An 11981-nucleotide genomic window follows, 5' to 3' on the forward strand; every position below is an offset into this window, starting at 1 on the left:
CTTCCTTGGGATGCGGATTAGGCAATGAAGAGGCTCGGTGCAAGCAAGGTGGCGGTCCATGCGAGTATACAGGCGATGGCAACCGCCGTCGCAAGGGAGAGGACCAGGGCGTTGAGCGGGTCCTTTACTCCATCGCGGGCGATCTGGTCGGCGAGGCACTCGTCCAAGGGGTCGACTGATCGGCGGTTCTCCTTATCGAGGGCTCTCAGTACCCCTGCGGCGGATTGCGCGGCGGTGGCACGCCCCAGCCCGCGCATGGTCAGGACTATGAACATGGTCGCGCAGATCGCCCCCAGGCAAAGCTGGGCCACGCTGCCAACCATGGGGCGAGCCGCCAGACCAACCGTGATAAGGGCGCACGCGCTCGCCGCGGTGACTGCTGCGAGTAGGATGGTTCGACCGTGGGAAGCGTGCGCTTCCGCCTGAACCATGTCTCGCATCTCGTCCGCATCGCCTAAGACCAAGTCGTCGATGGTTACACCAAAAATCTGGGACAGGATGAGGAGGGACTGGGCATCGGGTAGCGTCCGCCCCGTTTCCCAGTGCGACAGGGTTGGCCTGGACACCAGCGCCCTCTGTGCGAGCTCTTCTTGAGAAAGTCCCATTCTCGCCCTGTGTTCACGGATGCGCTCGCCAACGTTCATGCGGCCCGTCCTTTCGCCCGTTTGTCCTGATGGTACGCCTTCAAGCATGGACAATGGGGGCCATCTTGTCAGTAAAAATATGTAACATGCCAATCTACCTGCTAGTTTAATGCTAATAACAAATGATACGAATCGGTATTCGCGCCGGCGGTATTTTGGGGTTGTGCGCCCGTGCGCCGCCATGTTTTGCCTATGCATGGTTCGCGCGGGTGCCCCCTGGGAGCCATCCTAAAACCACATTCCAATCCACGTTCCGACGGGCCCAAGGTGCTCGGTGGCGCATCGTGCGTTTGAGAAATGACTCCTGAGAGGGGGCGATTCAGCCCGTTTGTTGTGAGCGGGAACCTACGTAGCAGAAAGGATTGGAAACATGGGTAATGGGGGCAAGCGCAAGATGATGCTCGCGGCAACGGTTGCGGCGCTGGCGATTGGCGTCGCGCCCGCGATCGCGGACGCTCAGCCTGCGAGCAGCGTGGTTGCCGGCAGCGTCACCCTGGGCGGAGCGGGCAAGGCCGCGTATGCCAAGACGGACTCTGCCGGATCGGTGGCGTTGGGAGGTGGCGAGGGCGACTACAACCTCAAGTTCCAAGACGGCACGCTGTATCTCAACCATGCCACGGTATCGTGTATCGCCGGCGAGGGAATCCTGGACGATGGCGACCTACGCATCATGCTGAATGGGGACAGCTCGGTTACGTCCCAGGGCGCGAACGGAATCGAAGTCGACGGTTCGCTGTGGATAGGGGGTGCGGGCTCGCTTGAAGTCGAAAGCGGCATAGATCGCCCTGCGCATGATGGCAACGACGAGTGCGATGGCATCTACGCTACGGGCGACGTGGTGATCGATGGCGTTTCCGTCAAGGCGAGCGGTCTGGATCAGGGCGAGAGCGAAGCCAGGTACGGCGTCGGCATCTACAGCGAAGAGGGCGACGTGGTGATCAAGGGCGCGAAGGCGGATGTCGAGGCGCGCGGCGGTCGCGCGGCGGAGGTGAGCGCCGGCATCAGCGCCAACGCCGGCGCCGTGAAGATAGAGGGTGGCACGGTGGTGGCTACCGCTGGGAACACAGATGCAGGTAAGGGGAGCATAAGCAGCGGCATCCACGCCGCCCATGACATCAGCGTCGACGCTGCAAGGCTCACGGCGACCGCGGGCGAAGCGGCGAGCAGCGCTGGTATGGGCAGCGCGTTCGGTTCCATCACCGTGGCGGGAGATTCCGTCGTGAGCGCCTCGTCGTCCGCCAAAGAGGGTGTGGGCATCTCGGCGGTGAGCGCTTCGGTCGCCGGTGGCAAGCTGCTCGCGTCCGGAAACTTTGAAGCGGCCCGTTGCCCCAAGGGATTCACGGTGGCGCCGGATGCGGGCGAGGTTATGAGCGTTGCCACCGCGGACGGCGTGAGGGCGTTGCCTTCGGATGTCGATGGTCTGGATGGGGTGAAGTTCGAGACCGTGGGAGGAGCCCCCTATACCAAGGAGGGTGAGCTTCCCGTCGATGCCCTGCGGGCAAACGTGCTGTACACGACCGAAAAGAAGCCCGTTGATGCGTCGCGTTCCGCGCGGGACGAAGATAGCGAGAAGTCTGAAAGTCCGGCAAAGACGGACGGGGCTGCTAAGGACGATGCGATGAAGGAGGACGCCGCCAAGAAGGACGCCGCCGCAGCCGAGAAGGACGCCGCCGCAGCTGAGAAGGACGTTGAGGGCACGGTCGAGAAGGTGGGCGAAGACGTCGAGAAGGCGCTTGGAGACAGCGAGGCGAATGCTGCCCGGAAGCCCCAGGTTGCCAAGGCGAAGGACGCGTCCGCCCCTTCCAAGGCGGAGGCAGCGGGGCGCAAAGGCTCCATTGCGTCGCACCTCCCCCAGACGGGTGACGCCAACCTTACGCTCCCTCTTGTATTTGCCGGAATCATCGGAGTCGCGCTTCTTGGCGCCGGTATCGCCTTGTTGTTCAATAAGCGCAAGTAGGGCTACACTGCAGCAAGGAATAGATTTACTGCGGCAAGGGAGTTGACCCGTTATGGACCTGCGCGAGGAAATCGAGCTTTACACGCCTTTCAACGCTCAGGAGGAGGCGGACCGTCATGTGATGCTGCGTGCGCTCGACTGCGGCTCCACGTGCTTCGAGCGCACGGCTCCCGCCCACATGACGTGTTCCATCTGGACCGTTGACCCGACGGCTCGCCAAACCCTGCTGGTTTACCACAACATCTATAACTCATGGAGCTGGATCGGTGGCCATGCGGACGGCGAGCGCGACCTTGCAGCCGTCGCCCTTCGCGAGCTGCGGGAAGAGACGGGCGTTACGGGCGCGCACCTGATTGAGTGCGGGTCCGGCGCCATCTTCTCGCTCGAGGTGCTTCCCGTCGCCGGCCATGAGAAGCGCGGGCGCTACGTAAGTTCGCATACCCATCTTAACGTTACCTACCTGGCGGTCGCGGACCCGGCGGAGCCCTTGCGCATTTGTGCGGACGAGAACTCCGCGGTGCGTTGGGTGCCTATGGAAGACGCCATCGCCCTTTCGAACGAGCCTTGGATTCGCGAGCGCATCTACCGCAAGCTTATCGATAAGCTCCGGCAACATGCAGATTGGGTAGCATGGACTCAATGGACCAGCTAGGTTTCCAGTTTGGCCTATCGGTCGGCTGATGGCGGGGACGGAGCGCGCATGGACGAGAAGCGGAGCCTGGGCGAGGAGATCGGCCGTCGCTCTTTTGGGGTTATGTGGATGGACGAGGAAGAGCGTCTTATGCAGGAGCTGGATGATGCTCGCAACGCCGCCGGCTCCTCGTCTGCAAATCGAAGGCGCGCCAAGGGAGCCGGCAGCTATGGCGGAGTCGATACCCCCGGCGGCGCGCTAGTTGTTGCTATTCTGCTGTTTGTAGTCGCCGCGGTGATAATCAACTTCTTTGTAGGGGAGTAGCCATGATGATTTCACCTGAGTCTTACATCGCTCAATTTGAGGATGCTCCTTATAGCGAGCTCATTAGGGCCCGCGCAGAACTTGTGGCAGAGCTCGCGGAGCTCGAGAGTTATTTTGAGCTCGGCCAGCGAGAGGAGCAGTACATCGCCGTTTCCCCTTCTGAGGACACCCGCTACAAGATGGGGCTTGAATACCTTGTAGCCTTAATCGGCTTCATGATCGAGCGCGCTCCCGAGCTAACCGGGGAGGGATGCACTGCGTGCGAGGATGATGACGAGGAAAGGGGCGATTAGTCTAAGGGCTGCTCGTGACCGGGGCTGTCAGTTGGGCATCGATCCTGTTTGGCTTGGACCGTCGTGCGGTTTGCAACGCCCGGCGTTCAATCTTTTCTAGATAAGGTTGGATAAGAGTCGGTATCCCTCATCCTCGATACATCTCCATAGTTCAACAGATTCCGCCGCATCGCGCTCGCGCCGCAGGGCACGCTCCAGCTCCTCCTCGGTTGGCAGGTAGGTCAGGTATTGAGAGGCAAAGAGGTTGTCCTTGTCTGCCCACAAACGCGAAACCGCGCCCCAGCTCCATCAAAAAGTCTTGCAACTTGTCGATGAGTGCCTGTTCCAACGTGCTCTCCAACTGTTTTGGCGATTGAGGGATGTTGAGGAATTCAAGAACATAGGGGTCACGCACAATGCTATCGGCCGCAGTGACTGGATGCGTGGATTGAATCTCTGCAGCGACTTCTTCTTTGTTCCGTTCGCCCCGCGTGGCGAGCAGGCGGTCATAGTAGAGGGTCTGGATTTGCCGGTCGAGCTGGCGGGAGCTCCATCCTGCGTCCGCGGCTTCGTTCATATGCCACAAGCGCCGCCGCTCGTTGTCTACGCGCATAAGCATGCGGTAGTGAGACCAGCTCAATTCGGCACGCAGTGTGTGCCGAATTGGAAACGTGAGGTAAAACTGGCGCATGGCTCGCAGGTTACGCTGCGTAAAGCCCTTGCCAAAGTCATCCGTTAAACGCTTGGAGAGGTATGAGAACAGATGCTTGCCATATTCGGCGCGCTCACCAATCGCCTCGTTAATCTGCCGCCCAATCTCCCAATAAGCGTTCACCATGGCGCCGTTCACGGCACGCGTGACAGATGAGCGCGCTTGTGCAAGGACGTCGTGGACGTTGGAGTAGACCGATTCGTCGTTCGGGGCCGTGTCGCCAGCTTGCTGCTTGCCAGCTGCCACACTCGCGGTTACCTCAAGGGGGCTAGGACTGGTTGGATGTTTCATGGTTGTCTGTCCTTTCCGGTGCTCGAGCGGGTTGTTTAGGCGGGTTGATTACTGTGGACGAGGCTGCCGTGGACGAGGTTGGCGGTTGGCTACTCCCTTCTGGTTGATGTATCGAACCTGTGTTCTATTTCATTGTGCCTTTACTAAACTTTCGTCCGGACATAAATAGGCCCTTGCATGTTACGCGCGGTGGGATAATTCGTCCTAAGAATGACGAGAGGGGCGTGCCATGGTGTTTGAGGATGCAGCCAGAAAGGCGCTGGCGTTTCGTGACGAGAGGGACTGGGCGCAGTTCCATAACCCTAAGGACCTAGCGATCTCTATTAGCTTGGAAGCGGCGGAGTTGCTGGAAACGTTTCAGTGGTCGGGGACGGATCTTGAGGTTGCCAAGAAGCGAGAGGCGATGGTAGAGGAGCTTGCCGACGTCGCTATCTACTGCATCTTTCTTGCCAGCGAGCTGGGCGTGGACCTGGCCGATGCCGTAAGCGCTAAAATGGATGCTAATGCAGTGAAATATCCCGTCGATAAGGCGTACGGCAATTCAAAGAAGTACACGGAGCTGTAACCATGATTATCTACAGCGGTAGCAAGGCCGACTTTATGGTTCAGGTCGAGGAAGACGCCATCGCCTATACCATCCGTGACAATATCTTGGAGAAGATGCACCGCAAGACGCCCGACGCCGAGTTCAGGTCATGGGTGAATTCGCTTGAGTACATGTACAAGGTGCTTAACGATGACGGGATTCCGCGGAATTCTGGCATAGCGATCGAATACAACCTGCCCAACACCGCCAAGCGCGTGGACTTTCTTGTTTCGGGCTACGACGCTAAACGCGCGGCCAATGTGGTGATTATCGAGCTGAAACAGTGGGAGAAGCTGAACAAGGTCGAGGGCCTCGACGCGCTGGTGGAAACGTTCACGGGTGGCAGGGAGCGCCGCGTGGTCCATCCTTCTTACCAAGCCTGGAGCTATGCGGAGATGATCAGGGACTACAACGAATACGCCCAGATAGCCGGCGTGAACCTGTGGCCCTGCGCCTATCTGCATAACTATATGCGTGTGCAGGATGACCCGTTGGACGATCCCATCTACAAGGATTATCTGGACGAAGCCCCCGCGTTTGCCAAGGGCGACGTGAGGAAGCTACGCGAGTTCATTAAGCGCGTGGTGGAGACTGGCGATGACAGCGAAATCCTCTACGAGATCGATAACGGCCGCATCAAACCATCGAAGAGTCTTCAGGACGCTATTGTGGGAATGCTTGAGAGCAATCCCGAGTTCAACCTGATCGACGACCAGAAGGTTGTGTTCGAGCGCATCATGGAGCTCTCTCGCCAATGCGAGCGGGATGGAAAGAAGCGCGTGCTTATTGCGACCGGTGGTCCCGGAACTGGCAAGACGGTTATCGCGATGAATCTGCTTGCTCGCCTTACCCAAGAGGGCGTCTTTGTACAGTATTGTTCGAAGAACAGCGCGCCCCGTACGGTCTACGCCAAGAAACTCAAGGGGCACAGGACAAAAAGCAGCATCGATAACATGTTCAAGGGCTCCGGTGCCTATGTGGAAGCGCCTAGGAACGCCGTTGGAGTTGTGCTGGCCGACGAGGCACATCGTCTGAACGAAAAGTCGGGGCTGTATGGCAACCAGGGCGTCAACCAGATACATGAAATCATCCATGCCGCCAGGCTGAGCGTGTTCTTTATCGACGAATGCCAACGCGTGACCGTGAAGGATATCGGCAGCGTTGGGGAGATTAAGCGCTGGGCCGCCGTTAACGGGGCGGAAGTGCATGAAGAGGGGCTTTCCTCGCAGTTTCGCTGCAACGGCTCCGATGGGTATCTCGCATGGCTGGACGATGTTCTAGAGATTCGCGAGACGGCGAATTACGATATCGAGGGCATCGACTACGACTTCGAAGTGCTTGATTCTCCCGATGAAATGAGGCAAAAGGTAATCGAGCGAAACCAGGGGTCGAACAAGTCGCGCATTTTGGCGGGATATTGCTGGAACTGGCCGCGCGCGGGTCGCGCCGATACAAACACCCATGAGATTACAATAGGAGACTTCGAGATAAGCTGGAACCTGGATGGGGGAGAGGCGTTCGCGCTTAGTCCAACGTCCATCAACGAGGCGGGGTGCATCCACACAACGCAGGGCCTTGAGTTCGAGTACGTTGGCGTGATCATAGGCGACGACCTTCGCTATGAGGGCGACCATGTGGTGACCGACTATACAAAGCGCGCGGGAACGGACCAGTCGATCAAGGGCTTGAAAAAGATGGAGCGCGAAGATCCAAAACATGCGCTCAAGCTTGCTGATGAGATTATTAAGAACACATATCGCACGCTGATGACGCGCGGCATGAAGGGTTGTTATGTATACGCCACGGATCCAAATCTGCGCAGCTACTTGAAGGAGCGTTCGGCAGCGTACGCTTAGGGCGGACCGGTTTAGCGAGTGACGGTAGCTGGATCTTGAGAATGTATGGGAGCGCATGTGACCTCGCCGTTTGATCATTACCTCTACGTGCTGCGATGCGGCGGCGGCAGCCTCTACACCGGCTACGCGGTCGATGCCGCGGCGCGTGTTGCGGCCCATCAAGCCGGGCGCGGCGCCAAGTACACCAAGTCGCACGCACCGGTGAGCCTGGTGGCGCAGGCACGTTTCTATTCCAAGCAACGTGCCATGAGCGCGGAGGCCCTGTTCAAGAAGCTGCCGCGTGAGCGCAAAGATGCGTTGCTGGCCATGGCGGCGACCGAACCGCTTGAGGACGTGCTCTGCCGCGGGCTGCCCGGCTTTGGCGATGATTCCGCCTGCGAATTCGTCGCCCGCAGCCTGAGCGAACGGGTCGATCCCGCATACAGAGACTTTATGGCAAGGCTCACGCCCACGGTTGATCCTAAGCGCATGGTCGGCGTGCGCACGCCCGCCTTGCGTGCAATCGCCAAGGAGCTCGTCCACCGCGATGATGCCGCGACGTTTCTGCGCGCCTTGCCGCACCGCTTGTTCGAAGAGAACCAGGTGCACGCCTTCGCCATTGGGCTGGAGCGCGATTATGGCCGCGCGCTCAAGCTGTACAACCGCTTCTTGCCCCATGTGGACAACTGGGCCACGTGCGACCAGCTGCCGGTGAAGGTGCTTGCAAAGGATCCTTCGCGCACTCTTGAGCAGGCTGAGGCATGGCTCGTTTCTGGCCGCTGCTACACCATTAGGTTTGGCATCGGCGTGCTCATGCGTCTGTTTTTGGACGAACTATTCGACCCGCGGTTTCTCGATATGGTCGCGACCTCTCGCATGCCGCAGACGGCTGCGGACGGTTCGCCCGCGTCTGAGGACGATATCTACTACGTGGACATGATGCGCGCGTGGTACTTTGCCGAAGCGCTCGCGAAGCAGGAATCCGCTGCGTTGCCGTATCTGCAGCGCAAGGGCGACGCTGCACTTTTGGACGAATGGACCCGTCGCAAGGCTATCCAGAAGGCGATTGAAAGCCGCCGCATCTCGTCCACCATGAAGGAACAGCTCCGCGCGATGCGCTGATTATCGATGATGTTGCTGCATTCCTCATTTGTGCGAGTACATTCGCGATGAGGTATTTTGGCATGAGCGCGAATAGGGGCTGCCGCCTCGGTTACCCTGTTGTGCAACACGCGCACTAATAGGAGGTCTCGCATGGAACTTGGCATCACCATTCCGCTTCAGAAGTTCCTCAAACTCAAGCAGCCGCCGTACGGAACCTGTCCCGATCCCTTGTTTTGTTGGGACGTTCACCGTGTCAAGATCGCTAACGGCAAGGTTTTGATGATCGTTTCGAATGCTTCAAGCTATTTTGCTGCCGTCACCCGCATGACTGCCGCCACGTGGAAGCGCTGGGAGGGCGAAGCGGTGGGGGCCATCGCGGATTCCATGGCGGTGTCTGGTTTTGATGGGGCCACGATTAGGGCGTATTTTGATGCTGCGGGAGTAGAGGCAAGCGAGAGCCTCTATCGCCCTACGGAAGGCGTGGAAGTCACCAAAACGCATGGCCGCGTCTCCGTTGGGCACATGAACCAGTCGGTCGATATGATTTGGTTCGAGAACGTCGATAGTCAATGCTCGGTTCAGTCCGACATGTGCTACCTGCTAAATAACAAGTTGATTCGCAACTGCTCGCTGCGCAAGTCCTATATATTTCCGGCGGAGGCCTTTGCGGAGAGCTTGGCGGAGCATGGGATTTTGCGCGGCAAGGTCACGCTGAACTAGATCGAGCTTGCAAGGACTCGCTTTCCATGGGGGCTAGAGATGGAAATCACCCGGATAACCTCGAACAAAAAGCGCTATCTCGACCTGTTGCTTCTTGCGGACGAGCAGGAGGACATGATCGACCGCTACCTCGAGCGTGGCGACATGTACCTGCTCACCTGCGATGGCCAGCCCGCGGCGCAGTGTGTGGTGACCGATGAGGGCGAGGGACTTCTGGAACTCAAGAGCCTTTCGGTTGAGCCGCGCTTTCAAGGCCGGGGCTTTGGCAAGGCCCTTATCTCCTTTATCGAGCGTAACTATCGCAGCTCCCACAACGCGCTGCAGGTTGGTACGGGCGATGTCCCTTCGACCGTCGGCCTCTACAAACACTGCGGTTTCGCGCTCTCGCATAGGGTGGCAAACTTCTTTATCGACAACTACGACCATGCCATCATCGAGGACGGACGGCAGCTTATCGATATGGTGTACCTGCAAAAACCCCTGGTAGCAACTACAAAAGAAGAACTGCTGAGGCAGGATGAGTCGCGCGATCTTGTGGCATGCGGCCGCCCTCTTTCCACATGCGCGGACGATGGCTGCTGGGATGACTCCATCCGCGCGGATTATTGCGCGCATGAGCCTACGCCTACCCCATATTTCATTCTGGAAGACCTCTTTGGCCGTATTCATCTGGACGAGGATTCACACCTGCTCGATGTGGGCTGCGGCGCGGGGCGCGTGTTGGCCTATGCGGTAGAGGCGGGATTACCGGGGCATTTCACTGGCGTGGAGCTTGACCCGGCGCTGGCGGCGCGGGCGCATTCATGGACGGGGCCGTTTGACCAGGTCGACGTGGTCTGCGGCAGCGCGCTCGATATGCCGCTGGAAAGCTTCACCCATTTCTACCTGTTCAACCCTTTTGACAACAACGTGCTGCTGGCGTTTTTGGACAAGCTGGAAGCTCGGGCGCGGCGCCGGGTGGTGCTCGTCCATATGTCTGACAACGGTGAAAACTACTCCTACATGGGCCGTCCCGGCTGGACGCTGCGAGAGCAAGGCGAGTTCTGGCGTTATCCGCATGGGGACAAACGAGGCTTTACGATGTTTGGCTGCCCACAGCACTATTCGATCTGGTGTTTCGACCCTGCTCGAACGGAGTAGGCAACGGTTGCGGGTGGGGCTTCGACCGTGCATGGTGGCGTCCGACCGCGCCGTCGCACGACTTTTCTCGCACGCGTATTGAGAGGACCGCGCTTCTTTGCCACCATAGGATTGGTCTTGTAAGGAGGTGCGGAGATGACGCAGCTGGAAAACCTCAATCGCGCCCTCGCGGTTATAGAGGCATCGCTTGAGGGCGATGTCGACTACGAGGCAGCGGCGCGTGCAGCGGGGTGCTCCCGCTACCAGCTCGAGCGCATGTTTCCCTATTTGGCGAACGTGAGCCTGGCGGAGTACGTCCGTCGTCGCAAGATGACCAGGGCGGCGTCCGACTTGCTTGATCGCGACGCCAGGGTGATAGACGTCGCCCTGCGCTACGGGTATGACTCTCCCACGGCGTTTGCCCGCGCGTTCAAGCGCGTTCACGGCATCTCGCCCAGCGAAGCGAAAAACGGGGGCGTTAAGCTCGCGTCATATCCGCGCCTTGTGTTCACCTTGTCCGTAAAAGGGGAGGAACCAATGGATTACAAGATTGTAGAGAAGCCCGCCTTTCGCGTGGTGGGCGTGCCGTCCACGGGCGAATGGGAGCTTGAGGACGCGGGCGAGAAGGCGGTGCAATACTGGGTTGATGTGGAGCCGCAAGTCGATGCGCTGCTTGGTCTATCGGATGGGGAGCCGGCGGGTCTGCTAGGCGTGCAGTTTTGCCGCGACGGCGCATTCGACGGCTATATGGCATGCGTGGCTACGCAGGCGCCCTGCCCGGACGGCATGGCGGTGCGCGTTGTTCCGGCGGCGACCTACGCCGTCTTCGAGTGCACGGGTGACGTTTCGACCGCTATGGGCGATCTGTGGCATCGAGTGTTGAGCGAATGGCTGCCGTCGAGCGGTTTTTCATGGGAGAGCGGTTCTGATGTGGAGCGCTATCTTTCCAGGGATATGCACGCGGCAGACAGCAGAAGCGAGCTGTGGCTGCCCGTGGTCCGTGCGGAATAGGGCCGCTTGCAACCTATATCGATGGTTCGCGGCTCTTTTCTATTTGATGAACAGCCCTCGTTTTATAAGGTGCCTATGGTATAAACACGCTGCAGCGGAAACACTTTTATCGCCGCTAGCAAGCATATAGATCTCCGGTCCCACGGCGGCGTTCGCTACCATCGTCGCCGGTATCGTGGCGACCGACGGCATGAGCGGACTGGTCGCGGCCACCATCATCGCGGGCGTGCTGCTGATAGTTATGGGCGTCATGCGCTTGGGCACGCTCATCCGCTTTGTGCCGCATACCATCACCACGGGCTTTACCGCCGGCATGGTCGTCACCATCGTCCTCTTTATGAAGATGGTGAGCCAAGAGACCGAGGTGCGCGGTTGGCGTTACTACTGCGATGAGGATTCCGAGGTCACGCACCTGCGCGAGCTGCCGCGCGCCGTCCGCGTGTACGAGATCAACGGCCCCATGTTCTTTGGCATGACCGACCAGCTCAACGACATCTCGGTCAAGGACTTCACGCGCGTGCTCATCATCCGCATGCGCGGCGTGCCATCTCTCGACTCCTCGGCCATGCATGCTCTGGAGGACCTGCTCGATATGTGCCGCGAGCGCGGCGTGCAGCTGGTGATTTCGCATCCCAACGACCAGCCCATGCGCACCATGGAGCGCGCCGGCTTTGTTGACCAGGTTGGCCGCGAGAGCTTCTTGCCCAACATCGATGCCGCCATCGCCCGCGCCGCCGTTTTGGTGGACGAGAAGTAGCGAGGACGGCGCCGCCCG

Annotated in this window: 13 protein-coding genes; 11 read left to right on the top strand and 2 right to left on the bottom strand. The window is 59.3% G+C overall.

Annotated elements, in window-relative coordinates; genetic code table 11:
* Positions 1-17: 17 nt before the first annotated feature.
* Positions 18-644, bottom strand: coding sequence for a helix-turn-helix domain-containing protein (locus tag B3H65_RS04565; RefSeq protein ID WP_286684308.1), 627 nt, complete (start codon positions 642-644; stop codon positions 18-20).
* A 370-nt stretch (positions 645-1014) separates the two neighbouring features.
* Here B3H65_RS04565 and B3H65_RS04570 point away from each other — a divergent pair, with 370 nt between their 5' ends.
* The 4 genes from B3H65_RS04570 to B3H65_RS04585 are packed head-to-tail and all read left to right on the top strand — an operon-like array spanning position 1015 to position 3849.
* Positions 1015-2601 (top strand): LPXTG cell wall anchor domain-containing protein, encoded by a 1587-nt coding sequence (locus tag B3H65_RS04570; RefSeq protein ID WP_286684309.1) that lies wholly within the window; start codon positions 1015-1017, stop codon positions 2599-2601.
* Positions 2602-2653: 52 nt separating this feature from the next.
* The gene (locus B3H65_RS04575; protein ID WP_286684310.1) at positions 2654-3253 is read left to right on the top strand and encodes an NUDIX hydrolase; all 600 of its coding nucleotides are present in this window, start codon (positions 2654-2656) and stop codon (positions 3251-3253) included.
* Between the two features lie 48 nt (positions 3254-3301).
* A complete protein-coding gene (locus tag B3H65_RS04580) occupies positions 3302-3556 on the top strand; it encodes a hypothetical protein (protein ID WP_286684311.1) in 255 nt (84 codons plus the stop codon).
* 2 nt (positions 3557-3558) lie between these two features.
* The gene (locus tag B3H65_RS04585) at positions 3559-3849 is read left to right on the top strand and encodes a hypothetical protein (RefSeq protein WP_286684312.1); all 291 of its coding nucleotides are present in this window, start codon (positions 3559-3561) and stop codon (positions 3847-3849) included.
* Positions 3850-4000: 151 nt separating this feature from the next.
* Here the strand turns inward: B3H65_RS04585 and B3H65_RS04590 are convergent, their stop codons facing one another.
* A complete protein-coding gene (locus B3H65_RS04590) occupies positions 4001-4831 on the bottom strand; it encodes a PDDEXK nuclease domain-containing protein (protein ID WP_286684313.1) in 831 nt (276 codons plus the stop codon).
* A 229-nt stretch (positions 4832-5060) separates the two neighbouring features.
* On the opposite strand from B3H65_RS04590, the gene B3H65_RS04595 reads away from it, so the two are divergent.
* From B3H65_RS04595 to B3H65_RS04625, 7 genes are all read left to right on the top strand, one after another.
* Entirely contained in the window at positions 5061-5396 is a 336-nt protein-coding gene (locus tag B3H65_RS04595; protein ID WP_286684314.1) for a nucleotide pyrophosphohydrolase, read from the top strand.
* A gap of 2 nt (positions 5397-5398) precedes the next feature.
* Positions 5399-7273: a DNA/RNA helicase domain-containing protein gene (locus B3H65_RS04600; RefSeq protein WP_286684315.1), complete on the top strand. Its 1875-nt coding sequence runs from the start codon at positions 5399-5401 to the stop codon at positions 7271-7273.
* A gap of 57 nt (positions 7274-7330) precedes the next feature.
* Complete coding sequence (locus B3H65_RS04605; protein ID WP_286684316.1) at positions 7331-8374, top strand: DNA alkylation repair protein; 1044 nt, start codon at positions 7331-7333, stop codon at positions 8372-8374.
* Between the two features lie 132 nt (positions 8375-8506).
* A complete protein-coding gene (locus tag B3H65_RS04610) occupies positions 8507-9076 on the top strand; it encodes a DUF6933 domain-containing protein (RefSeq protein ID WP_286684317.1) in 570 nt (189 codons plus the stop codon).
* 39 nt (positions 9077-9115) lie between these two features.
* Positions 9116-10216, top strand: coding sequence for a GNAT family N-acetyltransferase (locus B3H65_RS04615; RefSeq protein ID WP_286684318.1), 1101 nt, complete (start codon positions 9116-9118; stop codon positions 10214-10216).
* A 135-nt stretch (positions 10217-10351) separates the two neighbouring features.
* Entirely contained in the window at positions 10352-11206 is an 855-nt protein-coding gene (locus B3H65_RS04620; protein ID WP_286684319.1) for an AraC family transcriptional regulator, read from the top strand.
* A gap of 130 nt (positions 11207-11336) precedes the next feature.
* The gene (locus B3H65_RS04625) at positions 11337-11963 is read left to right on the top strand and encodes an STAS domain-containing protein (RefSeq protein WP_286684747.1); all 627 of its coding nucleotides are present in this window, start codon (positions 11337-11339) and stop codon (positions 11961-11963) included.
* Positions 11964-11981 lie beyond the last annotated feature (18 nt).

The sequence above is a fragment of the Collinsella sp. UBA1693 genome, assembly GCF_002320115.1.
GTDB lineage: Bacteria > Actinomycetota > Coriobacteriia > Coriobacteriales > Coriobacteriaceae > Collinsella > Collinsella tanakaei.

What these genes read in the sequence shown, in the direction of transcription:
- B3H65_RS04565 (WP_286684308.1), bottom strand. Translation starts at nt 644, where the DNA reads ATGAACGTTGGCGAGCGCATCCGTGAACACAGGGCGAGAATGGGACTT.
- B3H65_RS04600 (WP_286684315.1), top strand. Translation starts at nt 5,399, where the DNA reads ATGATTATCTACAGCGGTAGCAAGGCCGACTTTATGGTTCAGGTCGAG.
- B3H65_RS04595 (WP_286684314.1), top strand. Translation starts at nt 5,061, where the DNA reads ATGGTGTTTGAGGATGCAGCCAGAAAGGCGCTGGCGTTTCGTGACGAG.
- B3H65_RS04615 (WP_286684318.1), top strand. Translation starts at nt 9,116, where the DNA reads ATGGAAATCACCCGGATAACCTCGAACAAAAAGCGCTATCTCGACCTG.
- B3H65_RS04570 (WP_286684309.1), top strand. Translation starts at nt 1,015, where the DNA reads ATGGGTAATGGGGGCAAGCGCAAGATGATGCTCGCGGCAACGGTTGCG.
- B3H65_RS04580 (WP_286684311.1), top strand. Translation starts at nt 3,302, where the DNA reads ATGGACGAGAAGCGGAGCCTGGGCGAGGAGATCGGCCGTCGCTCTTTT.
- B3H65_RS04590 (WP_286684313.1), bottom strand. Translation starts at nt 4,831, where the DNA reads ATGAAACATCCAACCAGTCCTAGCCCCCTTGAGGTAACCGCGAGTGTG.
- B3H65_RS04585 (WP_286684312.1), top strand. Translation starts at nt 3,559, where the DNA reads ATGATGATTTCACCTGAGTCTTACATCGCTCAATTTGAGGATGCTCCT.
- B3H65_RS04575 (WP_286684310.1), top strand. Translation starts at nt 2,654, where the DNA reads ATGGACCTGCGCGAGGAAATCGAGCTTTACACGCCTTTCAACGCTCAG.
- B3H65_RS04620 (WP_286684319.1), top strand. Translation starts at nt 10,352, where the DNA reads ATGACGCAGCTGGAAAACCTCAATCGCGCCCTCGCGGTTATAGAGGCA.
- B3H65_RS04610 (WP_286684317.1), top strand. Translation starts at nt 8,507, where the DNA reads ATGGAACTTGGCATCACCATTCCGCTTCAGAAGTTCCTCAAACTCAAG.